Source organism: Streptomyces sp. SAS_270 (assembly GCF_052543295.1).
This window is the reverse complement of sequence record NZ_JBMNDS010000086.1, coordinates 1-21,307: the sequence shown is the minus strand read 5'-3', so window position 1 is coordinate 21,307 and position 21,307 is coordinate 1. Positions and strand designations below refer to the sequence as shown.

The following is a 21,307-nucleotide window of genomic DNA, read 5'->3' as shown; positions in this document are numbered from 1 at the left end:
CCCGCGCGGCACAGGCGAGGGGATCACCGTCGCCCCGTCCGCTCGCTCGCTGCCCGAAGCAGTCGCCGAGGCGTCGCCGGAATCTGCCGTCGCGCACGACGCGGTCGATCCATCCGGACCCGGACCTGGACCCGGACCGGCCGCCCGGCCCGAAGCGCCCCATGGAACCCACCCCGAACCGTCCGCCGCCCTCACCCTCAGCGTCGTCGACGCCGTCATCCTGGAGCGGGCCGCGGGTGCCATCCGGCTCGTCCTGGACCGCACCCGGGGCCGCGCCCCCGCGGCTCGTGCAGACGACCCGGCACTGGTGGAGACCGTCCTGGACCCCACCGCATCCGAGCAGGCCCGGCTGCACGCGGCCCGTCATCTCGGCCTCGACACCGGTGATCCCGGCACCCGGGCACGCGCGCTCGCCCCGCTCGTCGGGCCGCCCCGCATCGCCGCGGCGCATCCGGATGCCGAGCTGCCGCCGATCGGCCGTCTCGGGGTCGGTCCGGCCGTCCCGGTGCTGGACCTGCCCCGTTCCTGGACCGCCGCCCGCACGGCCCTGCGGTTCACCGCCGAGGGCACCGCGCAGGATCCCGGCCCGCGCGTGGTCCATGCCGACGAACTCGGCGGCATCGCCCTTCTCGCCACCCTCGTCACGCCGGGGGCCGAGCCGCCTCCTGACGTCCACGCCCTCGAAGCCGCCGCGGCCGCCGCGCCCTGGATGCTCGTCACCCTCCGCGCGGTCGCCTCGACGGCGAGCCTGCGGGCAGCCGCCACCGAGGTCAACGTCCACCACTCCACCCTGCAGGACCGGCTGACCCACGCCGAAACCCTGCTCGGCTGGCCCATCCGCACCCCGCAGGGCCGCCTGCGCCTGCAACTGGCCCTGACAATGCGGAATTTGTCCCGCCCTTGACCTCAGAGGGAGCGGCTCGCAAATCCCCTACCGTGTCACGTCATGACGATCCTGATCATCGGCGGCAGCGGTTACCTGGGCAGTGAGCTGGTCCGCCAGTCGGCAGCGGCCGGGCACCCGACGGCCGCGACCTTCGCGACCAGGCCCGGCAAGGCGGCGGAGGTCACGTGGCACGCGCTCGACCTGCGCGATCCCGAGCGTGTCGAAGCAGTGCTGGCCGAGTCCGCCCCGCACGTCGTCGTCAACGCGACGAGCGGCGGATCCGACTGGGCGATCACGGCCGAAGGCCCTGTCCGTCTGGCGATGGCCGCGGCGAAGCACGATTGCCGCCTGGTCCATGTGTCCAGCGACGCGGTGTTCTCCGGCGCCCGCGTGCACTACGACGAATCCTGCCTCCCCGACCCCGTCACCCCTTACGGCGCGGCAAAGGCCGCAGCGGAGACCGCGATTCGTCTCTCGCACCCGGACTCCGTCGTCGCGCGCACCTCGCTGATCATCGGCGACCGGCGGTCCACACACGTACGCGCGGTGCACGACCTCGCGGCCGGTACCCGCAACGGCGCCCTGTTCACCGATGACATCCGCTGCCCCGTGCATGTCGCCGACCTGGCAGCCGCCCTGCTGGAACTCGCATCCGGCGAGGCGAACGGCATCCACCATCTGGCAGGAGCCGACGCCGTGAGCCGGTATGAACTCGGACGCCTCATCGCCAGGCGTGACGGGCTCGACGCCTCCCGACTGCCGACAGGTCTACGGGCGGACAGCGCGCTTCCCGGGGCCCTCGATGTGCGCCTCGACAGTCGCGCAACCCAGCGCAAGCTGCACACCACGTTGCGCGGCGCCCGCCGGTTCCTCGCCCAGGGGGCTTGAGTGTCACAGACGCCAGCCTCAACTCGCCCCTGTCGCACGCTTGTTGATGTGTCCGATCCGTGTGCACCTGCGTGTTACCGCCAATAACCGTCCGCCCGATTTGGTGGCCCCATGCCCTGCGCCGCCGCACCCGGCCCGGCTAACGTCCCGGCATGACGCGACGCAAACGGATCGGAACGCGGCGAATCAAGGGCTTACAGCGCGTACGGGACCGAGCGCTACGGCGGCGTGAGGACGGGCTGTCGGTCGGCTGGGGCCGACGGCTCGGGCGACGGGCCGAACGGGCCCGCCCCTGGCTCCAGTTCCTCACCGACCTCACGGCGCTCCTGGCGAGGGTGGTGAGGTGACGTACGGCGATCACGGAAATCCGTTTTCGAGCGTTGCCGCGACGCCTCTACTCTGACGTGATGACGACTGAGGTGATCGTTCTCAACGGTGGTTCCAGCTCCGGGAAGTCCGGGATCGTCCGGTGCCTGCAGGCGGTCCTGCCGAACCCGTGGCTGGCCCTGGGAACGGACACGCTGGTCGATGCGATGCCCGCCTCCATGCGGGCATCCGATGCCGGGATCGAGTTCGCCCCGGACGGAGAGGTGATCGTCGGGCCGGAGTTCCGGACGCTGGAGGCCGCCTGGATCGAGGGGGTCGCCGCGATGGCCCGCGCGGGCGCCAGGGTCATCGTCGACGAGGTCTTCCTCGGCGGAGCGGACTCACAGCAGCGATGGCAGAAGGCCCTGGGCGAACTGCGGGTGCTCTGGGTCGGCGTGCGGTGTGACAGTGCGGTCGCCGCGGACCGTGAGGTCGCACGCGGCGACCGGGTCATCGGAATGGCCGCGGCCCAGGCGGACATGGTCCACCGAGGCATGGCCTACGACCTGGAGGTGGACACCACCCACGCCGAACCGATGGAGTGCGCCCGGACCATCGCCGCACACGTCAGCTGATCGCCCCCGCCACGCGACGACCACGACACCGGACACTGCGTACGGTCAGGACACTCAGCACCAATTCGTCGGCGACCGCGGCGAGAAGGGCGGCGCCCACCTGAGACATGTACGAGTTCTCATCCGGTTTCTGCCTCCCCGGTACGGCAGCCCGCGAGGGGCCGCACCGAGCGGCTCAGGTGAGCTCATGAGCACGTGAACGGCGGTATGTCCCGGTCGGCAGCGGGCCGGAGACGACTGCCGAGCCCTCGTCAGACCGCTGTCGTTCGCCGGGCCGCTGTCATTCCCCGCCGTCGAGATCGGTGCACTGGCGCAGCACCCGTAGCTCGTGGCCATGGAGTTGCATCTCGTACAGCTTGCCCCGGGCGTTGCCGAAGGGACGGTGCAGGACCATCATCAGCCTGCCGTCGAAGGAGGCGAACAGCATGCCGTGCCCGCTGTCGTCCCGGACCAACGGCCGGCGCTGCTGCCACGGCCCTGTGATGTCGCCGGACTCCGAGACGGCGTAGGTCTGCACATAGCCGCCGCTGATCGTGCCGTCCCTGCCCGCCACGTTCTTCTCGTACGTCGACCACAGCATGAGCAGGGACCCGTCGGGGGCGCGGTGCAGCTGCGGTCCGTCGGTGATGTACGGCGGGAGCTGATGCGGCGTGCCGCCGGGGATCTGCTCGCTGAGCCAGGGTGCGTCCGAGCCCTTGAACAGGAAGACGGGTTCGCCGATGGTCCGGGTGAGGTCCGGGGCAAGGCGGATCGCTTCCATGATTCCGTCGATGGTCTGCAGCCACTCGTGTGCGTAGACCATCCAGGGCTGTCCGGAGGGGTCGACGTGGAGCGTGCCGTCGAGGGTCATGAGGTTCTCGGGCGGGGTGGGCCGTGCGGGGTCGACGACCGTGAACGGGCCGAGCAGCGAGTCGGATACGGCGGTGACGGTGCCGCGTCGGTGGTTCGGGACCTGGAACGGCGTGCCCCAGCGGTTCGGTGGGGGCACCGGGAGCTTTTCGTCCTCGTTGTGCAGCGTGGTGAAGAGGTAGTACTTGTCACCCCAGGCGTGCACCTCGGGCGCCCACGCTCCGTCGGTCGCCCAGATTCCCTTTTGTTCGGCGGTCAGGAAGACAACGACGGGGCGCATCCAGTCACGCAGGTCGTGGCTGCGGTAGACCATCGTGCCGATGCCGTCCACGCCCGACACGGACGGTTCGTTGGACGTGTAGAGGTAGTAGGTGCGGGTGTCGCTGTCGGCGACGATGAACGGATCGTGCAGCGGCATGTCGGGAAGCCGCAGGAGTTCGGTCTCAGCCACGGTCGGAGCATACGTTGGCGCGGCGCCGACGATTCGGCGGGAAGAGTGGGGAAACCTTGACGGTGTCGGGACGGAGGCCGGGAGTGACGACGGCGCGGGCACGCCCTGTGGGTCTGTTCGTCGGGCTGTGCACACTGGATGTCATCCAACTCCTGGACCATGTGCCGGGGTCCGACGAGAAGGTGACGGCTCGCGATCAGACCGTGGCGGCAGGCGGGCCCGCCGCGAACGCCGCCGCGGCCTTCGCCCACCTGGGCGGCGCGGCCACGCTGCTCACCGCGATCGGCTCCCATCCGCTGGGAGTTGCTGTCGCCGCGGACCTCGACCGCCTGGGTGTGATGGTGTCGGACCTGGCCGCCGAGTCGGTCGATCCGCCCGCCGTGTCCTCCATCCTGGTGACCGCCTCCAGCGGGGACCGTGCCGTCGCCTCGACCAATGCGACGGGGTACCGGCTCGGCCCGCCCGACGATCTCGACGCGTCGGTGGCGGCCTGCGACATCCTCGAACTCGACGGCCACCACATGGAGTTGGCCATGGCTGCCGCCCGCACCGCGCGTGCCGTCGGCCGTCGGACGGTTCTCGACGGCGGCAGTTGGAAGGCCGGTACGGAGAGCCTGCTGCCGTCGATCGACGTGGCCGTCTGCTCGGACGACTTCCACCCGCCCGGTGCGATCACTCCGGCGGACACCCTGCGGTTCCTCCGGGAGCACGGCGTCGCCTGGTCGGCGGTCAGCCGGGGAGGACAGCCTCTCGTGTGGGCGGGCCCCGACGACAGCGGCACGGTGGACGTGCCTGCCGTACGGGTCGCGGACACCCTGGGCGCGGGTGACGTCCTGCACGGCGCCCTCACCTATCACCTCGCGCTTCAGGGCGAGTTGACGGCACCCGGCTTCGTCGAGGCCCTTCGCGCCGCGGCCGCCGTGGCGTCGCGGGCGTGCGCCTCGTTCGGCACCCGGGCCTGGATGCGGGGAGAGTGACGCGCGGCGGCCGGTGGTGCGAAAGCAGCCCTCGGGCCCGACCACGTCCGCCGCGCGGACGGCCCTGTCTCACCGTCGGTCCGCGGACGCCGGGTCCTGGGCGAGCCCGAGGTCCGGGACGCTCCCGGACCCCGACCGATCCGATCGACGTGCCGCGACCGTCATCACGGCGAGCCCCATCAGGACGATGACGGCGCCGACGTACAGCGGAGCCGTGTAGCCGAGTCCGGTGCTGATGGCGAGGCCGCCCAGCCAGGCGCCCAGGGCGTTGCCCACGTTGGAGGCGGATACGTTGGCGCTCGCGGCGAGCGGCACCCCATGGGCGTGGTCGGTGACCCGGGTGATCATGCCGGGAACACTGGCGAACCCGAACACCCCTGTCAGGAAGACCAGGACGACAGACGCGACAGGGCTGGCCGCCAGCAGCCCGAACGCGGCGAGGGTGGCGCCGAGACCGGCCAGGGAAACGATCAGGGTGAGGTCGCGATTGCGGTCGGCGGCCCGTCCTCCGGCCACGTTGCCGATGACGAGGCCGCTGCCGTACACGACGAGCAGCCAGGCGACATCGGTGCTGGAGAACCCGGTGACCTCGGTGAAGGTGTAGGCGAGATAGCTGAACGCGCCGAACATCCCGCCGTAGCCGAGCGCGGTGGCGGCGAGGGTCAGCCACACCTGCCCCGAGCGGAAGGCGCGCAGTTGGCCGCGCAGCCCGTCGGTCCGGCCGGTGGCCGTGCCGGAACCCGGCGGAGGACGCCGGTTCACGGCGCCGGCCCAGCCCGGCACGAACACGGCGATGGCGACCGCAGCGACGACTCCGATGCAGGTGATCGCCCAGAACGTGGCGCGCCAGCCCCACCGTTCACCGACCAGGGCGCCGAACGGTACGCCCAGCACGTTCGCGACCGTCAGGCCGGCGAACATCACGGCCACCGCCCTCGACGCCCGTTCGGGAGCGACCATGCGCCGGGCGACGAGCGAGCCGAGACCGAAGAACGAGCCGTGGCAGAGGGCCGCGACCACGCGTCCGCCCAGCATCACGGGATAGTTCGGTGCGACGGCGGACAGCAGATTGCCGACGACGAACAGCGCCACCAACCCGACGAGCACCGGTTTGCGGGGCAGAGCGGCGGTGGCGGCGGTCACCACCATGGCGCCGACCGCGACCGTCAGGGCGTACCCGGATATCAGCCATCCTGCGGCGGCCTCGGACACCGACAGGCTCCGCCCCACTTGCGGCAACAGCCCGGCTATCACGAACTCGGTCAGGCCGATCCCGAAACTGCCGAGCGCGAGCGCGACGAGCCCCGCGGGCATCTGCCGTGTACTGCTGATCGGTTGAATGGCCATCGCACCATCATGGTCAGGGATCCGTGGCGGCCCGGATCGGGGTCCGGGGACCGGACGCGACACGGCCTCCTCCGTCCGCCGAAGCGTGACGGCACAGCCCCGCGCCTGCGCCCGCGGCGACGACAACGGCCATTGGAGATTTGGTGCGCTGTCCGGCCTGTCACGTGCACAAGTTGACCGCCCCGTACCCCTTGCGTCGAATGCGAGTACGGATACCGCCGGTAACATCTCAATAGGCCGAGGACTTTGAAGATGGGTCAGTCGAAGTTCTTGTTTCGCGTGAGGCGCGTGTGCAAAGGTAAGCCTCCCCTTGGGACGGTCCAGGCCAGAACCAGTCGGCAGGACCGCCTCTTAAGGTATGCACCAATCACCCCCCGCTTTCCGACAGGACGTCATTTCGCATGCCGCCCTGCGAATGGAAAGGAATTGGTCCCGTGCAGTCCGTTTACCCCCCACGTCCGCCGTACCCGCCCCGCCCTGGGCCTGTCCCTGGGAAGTCGGATCGAGACCTCGTCGTCCAACTCCGCGGCAAGGACGGCGAACGGCACTATGCGGTAGCCCTGTTGCTGGCCCGACACTGGCTGCCCGCCCGCGACTACGCACTGCTCTGCCTGGCCTCCGCCACCCCTACCGCCCAACTCGTCGCCACCAGCGCCTTTCACCAGGTACTGGGCCGGCTCACGGGCGGCACGCCGCCCAGCGGCGCCCTGCGGCCGCAGCTACTGGTGGCGGTCCGGGAGACCGTCCGCACCTGGGCCGCGGATGACGGAATATGCGCAGCCATACCAGAACTGCGCAAACCCACCGGCGGCCGTGGTCTGCACTCGGCGAAGCCCGGAGCACCCGCGAGTCGACGGCTCGCCGAGCGCGCCTTCACCGCACTGCCCGGTGCCGCCCAATGCCTTCTCTGGCATACCGAGGTCGAGGCGGAACCCATAAACATACCCGCCGGTCTGCTCGGAATTGACACGGCTACCGCAAGGGTCGCCGCCGAGCAGGTTCGCGAACAATTCCGGGTGGGCCTGGTACGCGCACACAAGGAACTCGCACCGTCCCCGGAATGCCGCTTCTACAACCGTCTTCTCGACGTACCCATCCGCCGCGGCGGCACATTGCTCCCTGATGTGCAACAGCATCTGGCTCAGTGCGCCCACTGCCGGTATGCCGCCGATCAACTCGGCCATTTCGAGGGCGGGTTGGGGCTTCTTCTGGCCGATGCCGTACTCGGCTGGGGCGGCCGGCGCTATCTCGCCTCACGGCCCGGCCGCGGCGCCCTCGAACCGTGGTCGCCCGCAGCGGAGCCGGCCGCGGCACCGGCACCCCCGGCCCCGGCCGGCCGACACCGCACCGCATCCGAGCGCAGGCACACGGCCGCCGCCGTCGCCGTCGGCCTCGCCTCGCTCGCCCTGCTGGCAGCTGTCCTGGCGGCCCACGGCTGGTCCGACGACGACGGGCTCCCCCGACCCAGCGCCACCTGGGGCATCCCCGCCGTCGGCTTCCCCCGCCCCGGCGCCACCGGGCTGCCGGCCACCGCGTCCGCGGCCGGCGCCTCTCTCGCAGAACCCGGCGCCGGCACCCAGGGCAGTCTGCGCAACGTCGCCACCGGCCGCTGTCTGGCCATCAAGGTCGGCCGGTCGTCGTCCGGCACGGGCATCCGGCTGACGGAGTGTTCGTCGGCCGGGTCCCAGCAGTGGTCGTACGAGTTCGACGGGGTGCTGCGCAGCACCGCCGACCCGGCCCTGTGCCTGACGGCCGACCCCGAGGCCCGAAGCGTCCGGGTCGCCCCCTGTGCCGTACACGCGGGGGAGGCGGCGTACATCCTGACCGGCAGCGGGGAACTCCTGCTCCGCCGGAGCCAGGATCTTGCCCTGGCCGCGAAGTCCGGCAGAAGGCACGCTCACGTGGTCGTGGCGGACCGCGACGGCTCGGGCCCCCAGCGCTGGGTGCTTGGGGATCACGAGGACACGGAAGCGCGGCACGCTTCCGCCTCCCCCACCTCGACGCACCGTTCGAGGACGTGACGACCGACGGGTGTCACCGGGCAACGGTGGCACCCGTCCGGACTGACGCCCCACTGCGTGGTGACACCGGTCTGCGGTGAAACCCGCCTCCCGTTGCCGCCCGTGAACGATGGATTCCTGCGCGAACCCTTGACGGGTCCGCTTTCGGTGCGTACATATGACTGCGCAGTCATGACAGCGCAGTCACACACGCGACCGGCTGGTGACTCGCTAGGATTCAGGCCGTCGAACACAGGGAGACACCATGGCGCGAGGAGAGGCACGGAGCGGTGGCTCCGCCGCGCCGCGCGGTGTGGACGTGGCCCGGCTGGCAGGGGTCTCCCAGAAGACGGTGTCCCGGGTCTTCAACGGGGAGCAGTACGTCTCCACCGAGGCGCGTCAACGTGTTCTCCATGCCGCCGAAGAACTCGGCTACCGGTTGAACAACGCGGCCCGGGCACTGGCCTCCGGCCGGACCCGGTCCATCGGCGTGGTCGCGCTGGGCACCGCCCTGTACGGTCCCGCCTCGCTGCTCATCGGCATCGAGCGGGCCGCCCGGGACGCGGGCTATGCCCTGCGGGTGGTCAACACGCTGGAAGGCGACCCGGGAGGCGTTGCCGGTGCCGTGGAGTCCCTTCTCGAACAGGGCGTGGACGGCATCGTCGTCTCCGAACCGATCGACGAGGGGGACGGGGGTGCCGCCTCCCTCGGCGTCGACGTGCCGGTCCTGGTCCTGGGCGCACCGGCAGCACTGGCCGGGCCCCGGGCGGTCGCCACGGGTGTCGGGTCCGAGTCACTGGCCCGCGCGGCCACCGAACACCTTCTGGACCTGGGCCATGTGACGGTCCATCACATCACTGGCCCACAGCGCTGGTTCGCCGCGCGGGACCGCCTCGCCGGCTGGCGGGCCGCCCTCACGGCACACGGCAGGCACCAGCCGCCCGTCCTGGAGGGTGACTGGTCGGCCGCGTCCGGCTACTCGGCGGGCCGCGAACTGGCCGCCGGTGGCGAGGTCACCGCGGTGTTCGCCGCGAACGACGACATGGCCATCGGCCTGATGCGGGCGCTGACGGAAGCCGGTCTGCGTGTACCGGAAGACGTCAGCGTGGTCGGCTTCGACGACATCCCCGTCGCCGCCTATGTGACCCCTCCGTTGACCACCGTGCGTCAGCCGTTCGACGCCGTGGCACAGGAGGGACTACGGCTTCTCGTGCAGGCCATCGAGAAGCCGGACGTGGAACTGCCACCGGCGAACGACCCGCCGGTCGACCTCATCGTCCGTTCCTCGACCGCTCCCCCGCCGCCCACGAAGGCTCAGGGGCGCGGGCGCCGCGCGGCTTCGCGTTCGCTCGGCGGGGCGCATGCGCCTCCCGTCACGGACGCACCATCTCCTCGCCCTTGATCCCTTCCCCTCGCGCCCTTCTCCGATCCTCTCCCCGCTCTCTCCTGCTCAACACTTCTCAGCCCCGGGTGGCACACCCAACCCACCGTGCACTTCCCGCCGCGCCGCACGCTCGGCGTGCGCCGGACACACCCCGCGCGGACCGCACCTGAACATGGCGACCCCAATGCCCCGGTAGCCACATCCGCGCAGCTCTGACGCGAGAGCACCGCTCTCCCCTCCTCACCCGTATCACTCTCCCTCCCTCACCCGTGCGTCGCGCCCTCGCCAGGTGCGCCGTTCCCTTCGCCATCGGCCGGAGTTCACCATGCCCAGATCCTTCACCCACCCGTCCGCCATGAGCCGCCGTCTGTTCCTCACCGCCACCGGGGCGGTGTCCCTCGGCGCCGCCCTGTCCGCGTGCGGCGGCGGGGACGACACCGGCAGCACCACCTCGGCCGAGCCGGTCAGTCAGGCCGACATCGACAAGGCGATGAAGACGCCGACCGAGCTGACGTTCTGGACATGGGTTCCGAACATCGCCGCGGAGGTCGCACTCTTCGAGAAGAAGTACCCGGCGATCAAGGTCAAGGTCGTCAACGCCGGTCAGGGCGTGGCGCACTACACGAAGCTGCGTACCGCCCTCAAGGCCGGCACCGGCGCCCCGGACCTGGCGCAGATCGAATACCAGGCGGTCCCGACGTTCACAATCACGGGCAGCCTTCTCGACCTGAGCCCGTACGGCGCCTCCGCGCTCAAGGACAGGTTCGTCGACTGGACCTGGGGCCAGGTCAGCGGTCCGGGCGGCGAGGTCTGGGCGATCCCGCAGGACACCGGCCCGATGGGCATGCTGTACCGCAAGGACATCTTCGACAAGCACGGCATCCAGGTGCCGGGCACCTGGGACGAGTTCGCCGCCGCGGCCCGCAAGCTCCACAAGGCCGACCCGGACGTGTATCTGACCAACCTGTCGGCGAACGAACCGGCGGCCTGGCACGGCCTGTTGTGGCAGGCGGGCGCCAAGCCGTACACGACCTCCGGCAAGAGCACCCTGTCCATCAGCGTCGACGACGCGATCTCCCGGAAGCTCGGCAAGTTCTGGGGCGGCCTGGCGAAGGAAGGGGTCATCAGCACCGACCCGGACTTCACCGAGGGCTGGTACTCCGGGTTCAACAAGGGCAAGTACGCCACCTGGCTCACGGCGGCCTGGGGCCCGGCCTTCCTGTCCGGTTCGGCGAAGTCCACCGCGGGCAAGTGGCGTGCCGCGCCGCTGCCGCAGTGGGACGCCGCCAAGCCGGTCTCGGGCAACTGGGGCGGCTCGACCACGGCGGTCCTCAAGAACACCAAGAACGCTGTCGCGGCGGCGATGTTCGCGCAGTTCCTCAACAGCGACCCCGCCAGCGCGAAGCTGTTCGCCACCAAGCAGTTCTTCTTCCCCGCGACCAAGAGCATGCTGGCCGACGCGGACTTCGCCGGCGACGCGCCCGCCTTCTACGGCGGCCAGAAGGTCAACCAGGTGTTCGCCGGCATCAGCGACACGGTCTCCCCCGACTTCCAGTGGCCCCCGTTCCTCGACCAGGTCGCCACCGACTGGACCGAGACGGTCGGCAAGTCCCTCGCCGGCAGGTCCGACACCGTCACCGCGCTGGGCACATGGCAGTCGCGGATCACCACGTACGCCAAGAACCAGGGCTTCACGGTCAAGGGAGCCTGACATGGCCACCACCGCGGCACCTGCCAAGCGCCCGAGGCGACGAGCCGGGCCGCCGGGCCACCGCTCGGCAGGACCCCTGTTCGTCGCACCGTTCCTGGTCCTCTTCGCCCTGCTCTTCCTCGCCCCCCTCGGCTACGCCGCCTACCTCAGCCTCTTCCAGCAACGCCTCATCGGCGGAACGGTGTTCGTCGGCCTGGACAACTACGTCAAGGCCGTCAAGGACCCCCTCCTGCACGACGGTGTCCTGCGGGTCGCGGAGTTCTTCGTGCTCCAGGTCCCGCTGATGCTGCTGCTGGCCCTGCTGTTCGCCCTCGCGCTGGACAGCGGTCTGCTGAGGCTGGCCCGTGTGATCCGGCTGGGCATCTTCGTGCCGTACGCCGTCCCGAGTGTGGTCGCCGCGCTCATGTGGGGCTACCTGTACGGCCCCGACTTCGGTCCCTTCGCGCAGCTCAGCCGCAAGCTGGACCTGCCCGCCCCGCACTTCCTCAGCGACGGCTGGATGCTGGGCAGCCTCGCGAACATCGTGACCTGGGAGTTCGTCGGCTACAACATGATCATTCTGTACGCGGCCCTGCGGACCATCCCTCAGGACCTGTACGAGGCCGCCGCGATGGACGGCGCGGGTGCCTGGCGCGTCGCCTGGTCGATCAAGCTTCCCGCGCTCAAGCCCGCCCTGCTGCTGACCGTCCTGTTCTCCGTGATCGGCAGCTTCCAGCTCTTCAACGAGCCGAACCTGCTGATGAAGATCGCGCCGGACGTCATCAGCAGCTCCTACACCGCCAACCTGTACGCCTACTCCCTCGCCTTCACCGGCCAGCAGCTCAACTACGCGGCCACGGTCTCCTTCCTCCTCGGCCTGGTCATCGTCATCGCCTCCTACGCCGTGCTGCTGACCGCCAACCGCAGGAGGACACCGTGACGACCACATCGCCGCCGGCCACTGCCGCCCCGGCGCCGCCCCGGGCTCCCACCGCACATCGCGCGCGGCGGAAGCCGTCGGCCCATCGCCGCAGCACCCCGCTCACGATCGCCATGCTGGCCGTCCTGGCCTACTTCCTGCTGCCGCTGTTCTGGCTGCTGATCGCCTCCACCAAGAGCACCCAGGACCTCTTCAACAGCTTCGGCCTGTGGTTCTCGCACACCCCTCAACTGCTGACCAACGTCAAGGCGACGTTCACCCAGGACGACGGCGTCTTCGTCCACTGGCTGCTCAACACGGTGATGTACGCCGTGGTCAGCGCAGTCGGCGCCGCGCTGCTCGCCGCCTCCGGCGGGTACGGGTTCGCCAAGTTCCGCTTCCGCGGGGACCGCGCGGCCTTCAGCCTGGTCCTCGGCGCCGTCATGGTCCCCGCCACCGCCCTGGCGATCCCGACCTACCTGCTGTTCGCGAAGGCGGGCCTGGTCAACACCCCCTGGGCGGTCATCCTGCCGTCGCTGGTCAACCCCTTCGGCCTGTACCTCATGCGCGTCTACGCGCAGGACGCCGTCCCCGACAGCGTCCTCGAAGCCGCCCGGATCGACGGGGCCGGCGAGGCCCGGATCTTCTTCCGGATCGTCCTCAGGCTGCTGGCACCCGGTCTGGTCACCGTCGTGCTGTTCACGCTCGTGGCGACCTGGAACAACTACTTCCTGCCGCTGATCATGCTCAACGACCCGAAGCTGTACCCCATCACGGTCGGTCTGTCGTCCTGGGCCGCCCAGGCGCAGAACGGCGGGGCCGGAGCCAGCAGCGACCTGCTCGCGCTCGTCGTGACCGGGTCCCTGATCTCCATCGTCCCCCTCGTCGTGGCCTTCCTGCTGCTGCAGCGCTACTGGCAGAGCGGTCTGGCGACCGGAAGCGTCAAGCAGTGACCCACTCTTCACCGGAGGTTCCCTTCATGGCGGATCTGCCCGCCCACGTCCTTTTCGGGGCCGCGTACTACCACGAGTACACGCCCGCCTACGACCCCGAACTGCGCCCCGACGAACGGCTGAAGACCGACCTCGACCTGATGGCCGAGGCCCACTTCAACGTGATCCGGGTCGGCGAGTCGGTCTGGTCGACCTGGGAACCGGAGAACGGCCGCTTCGACCTCGACTGGCTGCAGCCCGTCCTGGACGGCGCCCACGAGCGCGGCATCTCCGTCATCCTCGGCACACCCACGTACGCCGTGCCGCCGTGGCTGGCCCGCCAGTACCCGGAGATCGCCGGGGAGCAGGCAACCGGGCAGCGCATCGGCTGGGGCGGCCGGCAGGAGGCCGACTTCACCCACCCGGCCTTCCGCTTCCACGCCGAGCGGGTGATCCGCAAGGTCGTCGCCCGGTACGCCGACCACCCGGCGGTCATCGGCTGGCAGGTGGACAACGAACCGGGCCTGCACCTGTTCCACAACCACGGAGTCTTCCAGCGCTTCGTCGACCACCTGCGCGCGAAGTACGGCGACGTCACGACCCTCAACCGCGAGTGGGGCCTGGTCTACTGGTCGCACCGCCTGTCCACCTGGGCCGACCTGTGGACCCCGGACGGCAACAACCAGCCCCAGTACGACGTCGCCTGGCGGGAGTTCCAGGCCCGCCAGGTCACCGAGTTCATCGGCTGGCAGGCCGACCTCGTGCGCGAGTACGCCCACCCCGAGCACTTCGTCACCACGTGCATCTCCTACACCCGCCAGGGCGTGGCGGACGACGAGCTGTCCGCCCGCCTCGACATCGCGTCGGGCAACCCGTACTACGACATGCAGGACGGCCTGCTGCTCCCCGACCCGACACCCGACCACCACGAGCAGATCTGGAAGACGACCGGTGTCTGGTCCATGTACCAGACGGCGGACTGGATGTTCTCCTCCCGTCAGGCGCCGTTCCTCGTCACCGAGACCAACGCGAGCTCCATCGGCTTCCCCTGGGACAACCGCCCCGGCTACGACGGCCAGTGGCGCCAGACCGCCTGGGCGCACGTGGCGCGCGGCGCGCGGATGATCGAGTACTGGCAGTGGCAGACATTGCGCTTCGGCGCGGAGACCTACTGGGGCGGCGTCCTGCCGCACAGCGGCCGGCCCGGCCGTACGTATGCCGAACTGGCGCGCCTGGGGGCCGAGTTCGAGGCCGCCGGACCACTGGTCGCCGGCCTCGAACCGGACGCCGACATCACGATGGTCTACTCGACGCCGAGCAAGTGGCTGATGCAGAAGTATCCGCCTCTGGCGACCGCCGACGGCGAACCGGACCCCGCCGCCTACCACCGCATCTTCGACCCCTTCTACCGGGGCGCCTTCGACGCGGGACGCCAGGTCCGCATCGTCCACGCCCGGCAGTTGCACGACCCGAGCGGCGAGCAGGCGGGGATGACACCCGAGGAAGCCGTACGACGCCACCCGGTCCTGGTGGCACCGGCCCTGTACGTCGCCGACGACGCGACGATCGACTGGCTCGCCGCCTACGCACACGCGGGCGGCCACCTGGTGCTCGGCCCGCGCACCGCGTACGCCGACCAGGAGGCCAGGGCGCGGCTCGAACCGGCGCCCGGACGCCTGGCCGAGGCCGCGGGCGTCACGTACGACGAGTTCAGCAATCTGGTGCGCGACCTCCCGGTCGACGCCACCCCCGGCGGTCCGCTCGACCTGCCCGAGGGTGCGACCGCCACGCACTGGGCCGACGGACTGACCGTCCTGGACGCCGAGGTGCTCGCCGCGTACGACCACCCGCACTTCGGCCGCTGGCCCGCCGTCACCACCCGCGGCCACGGTGCCGGCCGCATCACGTGCGTCGGGACGGTACCGGGCCGGGGCCTGGCGCGGGCGCTGGCCGAGTGGCTCGCCCCCTTGGCGAACAGCGGCTGGCGCGACCTGCCGGAAACCGTCACCGCGACCACCGGGACCTCCCCCGAGGGCCGCCGCGTCCACGTGATCCACAACTGGAGCTGGGAGCCGACGCGCATCCCCGCTCCGGCGCGGCTGACCGACGTCCTGGACGGCGGTTCCCTCGTTCCCGCCGGCGCCGCGCTGGAGCTCGGCCCATGGGACGTGCGGGTGTTCGCCGGTGCGGACTTCAGCACCGACGCGGACAACCCGGCGGCTTAGGGCGGGCCCAACGACATCACCCCTTCACCCGGTCGGCCAGGCATCACGGCGACCAACCGTCAACCCTTCAACCACCAACCTCAAAGGAGAGGCTGTGCAGAAGAGAACCCTGGGAAAGGCGCTGGGAACGTTCGTCGCGGCATCGGCGATGCTGGCCGTACCCATGGCCAGTGCGCAGGCATACGACCCCACGGGCGGGATCCTCTACCAACTCGGGAACGAGCCCTGTCTCAAGGGCCGGGGGAACTGCGCGATCTACCCGAAGTCGGCGCAGCTGCCGAGCGGCCGTCTGGTCGCGTCGTTCGAGAAGTCCACAGTCGTGCCGGCAACGGGAAGCGCCGACCGGCAGACTCTCCCGGTCTACAAGAGCGACGACCGCGGCACGACGTGGCAGCCGCTGTCCGAGGTCAAGGCCCCGGCGTATCTCTCCCGCGACCCCAAGTACGCGAAGTACACGAGCAACTGGACCAACCCGTACCTGTACACGCTTCCGCAGGACGTCGGAGCCCTGAAGCGGGGCACGCTGCTTCTCGCGAGTGTCGTGTCGGGTGACGACCACTACTACAAGGAGCACAAGGCAGCCGACCCGAACTGGACGCCGTCCAACGACGGAGACCGCAGCGACCTGGCGATCGCCCTGTACTCCAGCACCGACGAAGGCACGACGTGGAAGGTGGTCAACGTCGTCGCGACAGGCGGCTGGCAGGGCGGCAGCGCGGGCGCGACCGGCCAGAACATCGCCGCCGCGAACACGAACAAGCAGGTGGACCCCCTCTGGGAGCCCTATCTGATGGTCTACAAGGGCCGGCTCATCTGCTACTACTCGGACGAGAACGACTACGCCGGCTTCGATCCGGCCACCGGCGTCCCGACACCGGACCCCGCGAACGACACCGCCAAGGACTCGCTCGGCCAGATCCTCGTTCACCGGACATGGGACGGCCGCAGTGCGCGGTGGAGCTCTCCCGTCGTCGACCTCGCGGGCCTGACCCAGGACATGGGCGCCGGCAGGACGGAACTCGGCGGCGGACGGCCGGGCATGACGAACGTCGTGCGGACGACGGACGGCAAGTGGCTGCTCACCTACGAGTACTGGGGCGGCGGAGCCAACGTCAGATACCGCGTCGCCGACAACCCGTTGGAGTTCTACCGCGGCTCCCCCACCGGGGAGAGCATCACCTCGCTGCCGATTGCCACCGGCTCCCACCCGCTCGCCACGGGCGGCAGCCCGGTCGTCATCGGGCTTCCCGACGGGCGCCTGGTCTACAACGCAGCCGGCAGCGGCAACGTCTGGGTCAACGACAGCGGACGCAGTGACGGCGCGTGGAAGGAGTACCAGACGACCTCGCCGGCCGGCTACAGCCGCAACCTGCAGTACGTCAAGGGCACCGGCCGCATCGCCGTACTCAACAACCAGGGCACCTCGACGCTCGCCTACGCCGAGGTTGATCTCGGCCGTTCGAACGGCGCCTACTACCAGTTGGTGAACCGCAGGACCGGCCAGGTGATCGGCACCGGGAACCACACCAACGACGCGAACACCGGCAACGCGGACGTGCCCGACGTCGTACTGGAGAGCCCCGGTTCGGCGGCGAACCCGGACACCCAGTACTGGCACGTCGTGACCGAGCCCAACGGCGGAAAGACCCTCCTGAACAAGTCGGGCGGCCGTGCCGCGGCCATCTGGACCGGGAACGCGACGGCCGGACAGAGGATCGGCCAGTGGGTCGACAACAGCGACACCGGCAGCTGGAACCTCCTCAAGGCCGGCGACGGGTTCTACCGGCTGCAGGCCGTCAAGAACACGAGCCTGTACCTGACCGGCGCTTCCGCCGGCGCGCCCCTCACCCTGCAGAACGCGGTCGCGGACGGCTCGCAGGACTGGGAGCTCGTTCGGTAGGTTCCGGGCCCGCATGATCTGCCCTGTTGCAGGGCTACGAAGACGGTAATGTGGGGCGGCGCCCCGGCTCGTTCAGCTGTGGCTCACCAGGGCAGTGCGCCCTTGGCGTCGAAGTAGCCTCCGGTGGGCCCGTCGGGACCCACCTGCGCCATGCGGACGATGATCTCGGCCCCCTCCTCGACGGTCTGGACGCCCGTGTTCCCGTTGAGGTCCGTCTTCGTGAAGCCGGGCTCGACGGCGTTGATCCGCATGCTCGGGTAGGCCTTCGCGTACTGCACGGTCAGCGTGTTGACCGTCGTCTTCGAGGCCGGGTAGGCGACGCCCGGGTAGAAGTGCGCGGGGTGGTCCGGATCGGAGAGGTGGGTCAGCGAGGCCAGGCCGCTGCTGACGTTGACCACGACCGGGGTCGCCGAACGCTCCAGCAGCGGCAGGAAGGCGTGGGTGACACGGACGACGCCGAAGACGTTCGTCTCGAAGGTGTTGCGCATCTGGGCGGCGGTCACGGTCGCGGCGGTGGGCACACTGTTGCCCTCGCCCCTCGTCTCGATCCCGGCGTTGTTGATCAGCACATCCAGGCCGCCGCCGGCCTCGACAGCCTTGGCGGCGGCCTCGACGGAGGCGTCGTCGGTGACGTCGAGGTGGAGGAACCTGGCGCCGAGCTGTTCGGCGGCCCGGCGTCCGCGCTCGGCGTCGCGAGCCCCCACGTACACGGTGTGACCTGCTGCTACGAGTCGACGGGCGGTCTCGAAGCCAAGACCCTTGTTCGCTCCGGTGATGAGTGTTGTCGTCATGCGTCCAGCCTCCGGCGCCGCTGCGCGGACAGCCAGAAGACCCTTCTTCCTGGGACTGCGGGTACCAGGCACATCCCCGTCCGACGGTGTTCACTGGGGGCATGACGGCGACGGAACTCGGACAGGCGCTGCGGCGCTGGCGCGACCGGGTCTCCCCCGACTCGGCCGGTCTGCCGGCCGGCGGACACCGGCGCGCGGCGGGGCTGCGGCGCGAGGAGCTGGCTCTGCTGGCCGGGATCTCGGTCGACTACGTCACACGCCTCGAACAGGGCCGGGCGTCCAACCCGTCCGGGCAGGTCGTCGAGGCGCTGTCCCGGGCGCTGCGGTTGTCGGGGGACGAGCGGAGATATCTGTACGGGCTGGCGGAGCTGGTGTCGCCGGGTCCCGACGTGGTGCCCGGGTACCTCACGCCCAGTGTGCAGCGGCTGCTGGACCGGCTGGTGGACACGCCTGTGGGGGTCTCCGACGCGGCGATGACGCTGCTGGTGGCGAACCCGATGTACGCGGCGTTGATGGGTGATCCGTCCGGCCTGCGGGGCTTCGAACTCAACGGTGTGTGGCGGAACTTCACCGGCCGGCCCACCCGGGTCCGGCACACACCGGAGGAACACCGGGCCTTCGAGGTCGGCATGGTCGCCGAGCTGCGCTCGACCGCCGCCCGCTATCCCGCCGACCGGCAACTGCACCGCATGATCGCGGAGTTGCGCACCCGGAGCGAGCGCTTCGCCGAGCTGTGGGACGAGGGTGTCGTCGGCAGGCTGGAGGCCTCCCGCAAGTCGATCGAGCATCCGCAGGTGGGCCTGCTGACGCTCGACTGCGACCTGCTCCGGGTGGAGGGCAACGACCTGCACATCCTGGTCTACTCGGCCGAACCGGGCACCGAGGCGGCCCAGAAGCTGGCGCTGATCTCCGTGCTCGGCACCCAGAGCCTGGCCGGGGAACGCTAGCGGAGCCTCTCCTTCATCTCGTCCGGCTGGGCGAGAATCGGGCATCCGCTGACGCTGAGCGCCGCGCAAGGACAGATCGCCGACCTCACGAAGTGGTGAGGATGACGAGTTGTCGGGTCGCTCGGGTCATCGCGACGTAGCGGTCCACCGCTCCTTCGATGCCCTCGCCGAACCTCTCCGGGTCGATGAGGACGACCAGGTCGAACTCGAGCCCCTTGGACAGCTGGGGGGTCAGCGACCGGACGCGGGAGGTCGTCGGCCGGAAGGTGGGATCGCCGATGACACAGGCGATCCCCTCGGCATGTGCGGCGAGCCAGGTGTCGAGGACGGGGCTGAGGTCCGCAGCAGGTCCGTGGACGACGGGGATGTCGTTGCTGCGGATGGACGTCGGCACGTTGGCGTCCGGGAGTGCGGCCCGGATGACCGGCTCGGCCTCCGCCATGATTTCTTCCGGCGTCCGGTAGTTGACGTTCAAGGAAGCCAGGTTGATCCGGTCGAGCCCGACCCGTTCGAGCCGTTCCTGCCACGACTCCGTGAACCCGTGCCTGGCCTGCGCGCGGTCCCCGACGATGGTGAAGCTCCGGGACGGGCAGCGGAGCAGCAGCATCTGCCATTCCGCGTCGGTCAGTTCCTGGGCCTCGTCCACGACAATGTGCGCGAACGGGCCGGCCAGCAGGTCCGGGTCGGCGCCGGGCATGGCGCTCTCGTCGACCAGGACGTCGTGGAAGTCCTCGCCGCGCAGCATCGTCACCAGACCTGTCCCGTACTCGTCGTCGGCGACCGCGATCAGGTCGTCGACGACCCTGGCCATGCGCTCGCGTTCGGCGGTGACGGCGGCCTCGTGCCGGCGCTTGCGTCGTGCCGACTCCGGGTCGCCGAGCCGCTGCCGTGCCGCGTCCAGGAGCGGCAGGTCGGACACCGTCCAGGCCTGGGTGTCCTCGCGCTGCAGCTTGTGTACGTCGTCACGGCTGAGCCAGGGAGCGCATTTGCGCAGGTAGGCGGGGACCGACCACAGGTCCCCGACGAGGTCGGCCGCGTCGATCAGCGGCCACGCGCGGTTGAGGACCGTGCGCAGCTCCCTGCTCTGCCGCAGCGCCTTGCTGACCAGGTCGGGCGAGGTGTCCCCGTCGTACTTGTCCACCAGCAGCGTGACCAGCTCCTCCAGGATCTGATCGCGTGCCTCGTTGTGCGCAGTACCTTCCGCCGCCTCGAACGCCACGGCCCAGTCGTCGGCGCTCAGTCGGAGGTCGGACCACGGCGTCGAGACCGTCAACCCCTTGGTGGGCGGCTCCTCGTAGAACCTGACAGCGGTCTCGATCGCCTTGACCATGTCCGCGGAGGACTTCAGGAGAGCCACGTCCTCATCGGCCTCGATCGCTGCTGCGGCCCCCTCGGTGACGAGGTCTCGAAGGGTGCAGGTCTGCACGCCCTCCTCGCCGAGGCTGGGCAGGACGTCGGCGACGTAGGCGAGGTAGGGCCGGTGCGGTCCGACGAAGAGCACGCCGCCGCGGCGGTGACCGAGGCGAGGGTCGGAGTGGAGGAGGTAGGCGGAGCGGTGCAGGGCGACGACGGTCTTGCCGGTGCCCGGACCGCCGTCGACGACGAGAGCGCCGCGGGATCCCGCGCGGATGATGGCGTCCTGGTCGGCCTGGATGGTGCCGAGCACGTCCCGCATCCGGGGCGAGCGGTCACTGCCCAGGCTGGCGATGAAGGCGGACTGGTCGTCGAGCGCGGCGTGCCCGGCGAACCCGTCCGAGGTGAACACCTCGTCCCAGTAGTCGCTGATCAGGCCGTTCGTCCAGCGGTAGCGGCGTCGGCTTGCCAGGCCCATCGGGTTGGCGTGGGTCGCTCCGAAGAACGGCTCGGCCGCCGGGGAGCGCCAGTCGACCAGCAGCCGACGCCCCTCGCTGTCGGTGAGGCCGAGCCGTCCGACGTACACGGGCTCGGGGTGGTCCGCGCTCACCATGTGTCCGAGGCACAGGTCCAGGCCGAAGCGGCGCAGGGTACGCAGTCGGGCGGTCAGCCGGTGGACCTCGATGTCCCGGTCCATCGCCTCCTGGCCGATGCCGCCGGGCGCCTTGCGCAGGTCGTCGAGGCGGTCGGACAGTTCGGCGATGGCCTGCTTGAGGCACTCCGCGATGGCCGCGAAGTGCTGCTCGTCGCCGGCGACCCGCTGCCCG

At 70.3% G+C, this 21,307-nt stretch carries 16 protein-coding genes and 1 pseudogene; 13 read left to right on the top strand and 4 right to left on the bottom strand.

Annotated features, from left to right (window positions below):
• Positions 1-199: 199 nt before the first annotated feature.
• The 4 genes and pseudogenes from ACN6LB_RS38030 to cpt all read left to right on the top strand — a co-directional run.
• Positions 200-904: pseudogene (locus ACN6LB_RS38030) on the top strand (helix-turn-helix domain-containing protein); the annotation flags it as partial.
• Between the two features lie 42 nt (positions 905-946).
• A complete protein-coding gene (locus tag ACN6LB_RS38025) occupies positions 947-1,774 on the top strand; it encodes an SDR family oxidoreductase (RefSeq protein WP_445029839.1) in 828 nt (275 codons plus the stop codon).
• A gap of 152 nt (positions 1,775-1,926) precedes the next feature.
• Positions 1,927-2,121, top strand: coding sequence for a hypothetical protein (locus ACN6LB_RS38020; protein ID WP_445029838.1), 195 nt, complete (start codon positions 1,927-1,929; stop codon positions 2,119-2,121).
• Between the two features lie 60 nt (positions 2,122-2,181).
• Positions 2,182-2,715, top strand: a complete 534-nt coding sequence (gene cpt, locus ACN6LB_RS38015) for a chloramphenicol phosphotransferase CPT (RefSeq protein ID WP_445029837.1) — start codon at positions 2,182-2,184, stop codon at positions 2,713-2,715.
• A 280-nt stretch (positions 2,716-2,995) separates the two neighbouring features.
• Here the strand turns inward: cpt and ACN6LB_RS38010 are convergent, their stop codons facing one another.
• On the bottom strand, positions 2,996-3,982 hold the full coding sequence (locus ACN6LB_RS38010) for a glycoside hydrolase family 43 protein (protein WP_445029855.1): 987 nt from the start codon (positions 3,980-3,982) through the stop codon (positions 2,996-2,998).
• 116 nt (positions 3,983-4,098) lie between these two features.
• Between ACN6LB_RS38010 and ACN6LB_RS38005 the strand changes: the two genes are divergently transcribed.
• Complete coding sequence (locus ACN6LB_RS38005; protein ID WP_445029836.1) at positions 4,099-4,992, top strand: PfkB family carbohydrate kinase; 894 nt, start codon at positions 4,099-4,101, stop codon at positions 4,990-4,992.
• Between the two features lie 69 nt (positions 4,993-5,061).
• Here the strand turns inward: ACN6LB_RS38005 and ACN6LB_RS38000 are convergent, their stop codons facing one another.
• Positions 5,062-6,306 (bottom strand): MFS transporter, encoded by a 1,245-nt coding sequence (locus ACN6LB_RS38000; protein ID WP_445029854.1) that lies wholly within the window; start codon positions 6,304-6,306, stop codon positions 5,062-5,064.
• Between the two features lie 596 nt (positions 6,307-6,902).
• On the opposite strand from ACN6LB_RS38000, the gene ACN6LB_RS37995 reads away from it, so the two are divergent.
• The 7 genes from ACN6LB_RS37995 to ACN6LB_RS37965 all read left to right on the top strand — a co-directional run bounded on the left by ACN6LB_RS37995 (position 6,903) and on the right by ACN6LB_RS37965 (position 17,389).
• Positions 6,903-8,360 (top strand): RICIN domain-containing protein, encoded by a 1,458-nt coding sequence (locus ACN6LB_RS37995; protein WP_445029835.1) that lies wholly within the window; start codon positions 6,903-6,905, stop codon positions 8,358-8,360.
• A gap of 244 nt (positions 8,361-8,604) precedes the next feature.
• Positions 8,605-9,741 (top strand): LacI family DNA-binding transcriptional regulator, encoded by a 1,137-nt coding sequence (locus tag ACN6LB_RS37990; protein ID WP_445029834.1) that lies wholly within the window; start codon positions 8,605-8,607, stop codon positions 9,739-9,741.
• A 307-nt stretch (positions 9,742-10,048) separates the two neighbouring features.
• A complete protein-coding gene (locus ACN6LB_RS37985; RefSeq protein ID WP_445029833.1) occupies positions 10,049-11,434 on the top strand; it encodes an ABC transporter substrate-binding protein in 1,386 nt (461 codons plus the stop codon).
• A gap of 1 nt (position 11,435) precedes the next feature.
• Entirely contained in the window at positions 11,436-12,353 is a 918-nt protein-coding gene (locus tag ACN6LB_RS37980; RefSeq protein ID WP_445029832.1) for a carbohydrate ABC transporter permease, read from the top strand.
• Positions 12,350-13,285, top strand: coding sequence for a carbohydrate ABC transporter permease (locus ACN6LB_RS37975; RefSeq protein ID WP_445029831.1), 936 nt, complete (start codon positions 12,350-12,352; stop codon positions 13,283-13,285). Before ACN6LB_RS37980 ends, ACN6LB_RS37975 begins: the two co-directional genes overlap by 4 nt.
• Before the next feature lie 26 nt (positions 13,286-13,311).
• Complete coding sequence (locus tag ACN6LB_RS37970) at positions 13,312-15,489, top strand: beta-galactosidase (RefSeq protein ID WP_445029830.1); 2,178 nt, start codon at positions 13,312-13,314, stop codon at positions 15,487-15,489.
• Positions 15,490-15,637: 148 nt separating this feature from the next.
• The gene (locus ACN6LB_RS37965) at positions 15,638-17,389 is read left to right on the top strand and encodes an RICIN domain-containing protein (RefSeq protein ID WP_445029853.1); all 1,752 of its coding nucleotides are present in this window, start codon (positions 15,638-15,640) and stop codon (positions 17,387-17,389) included.
• Between the two features lie 83 nt (positions 17,390-17,472).
• Here the strand turns inward: ACN6LB_RS37965 and ACN6LB_RS37960 are convergent, their stop codons facing one another.
• A complete protein-coding gene (locus ACN6LB_RS37960; RefSeq protein WP_445029829.1) occupies positions 17,473-18,180 on the bottom strand; it encodes an SDR family NAD(P)-dependent oxidoreductase in 708 nt (235 codons plus the stop codon).
• A 101-nt stretch (positions 18,181-18,281) separates the two neighbouring features.
• Here ACN6LB_RS37960 and ACN6LB_RS37955 point away from each other — a divergent pair, with 101 nt between their 5' ends.
• A complete protein-coding gene (locus tag ACN6LB_RS37955; RefSeq protein ID WP_445029828.1) occupies positions 18,282-19,127 on the top strand; it encodes a helix-turn-helix transcriptional regulator in 846 nt (281 codons plus the stop codon).
• Positions 19,128-19,212: 85 nt separating this feature from the next.
• Here the strand turns inward: ACN6LB_RS37955 and helR are convergent.
• A partial coding sequence (gene helR, locus ACN6LB_RS37950) for an RNA polymerase recycling motor ATPase HelR (RefSeq protein WP_445029827.1) occupies positions 19,213-21,307 on the bottom strand: 2,095 nt, incomplete at its 5' end.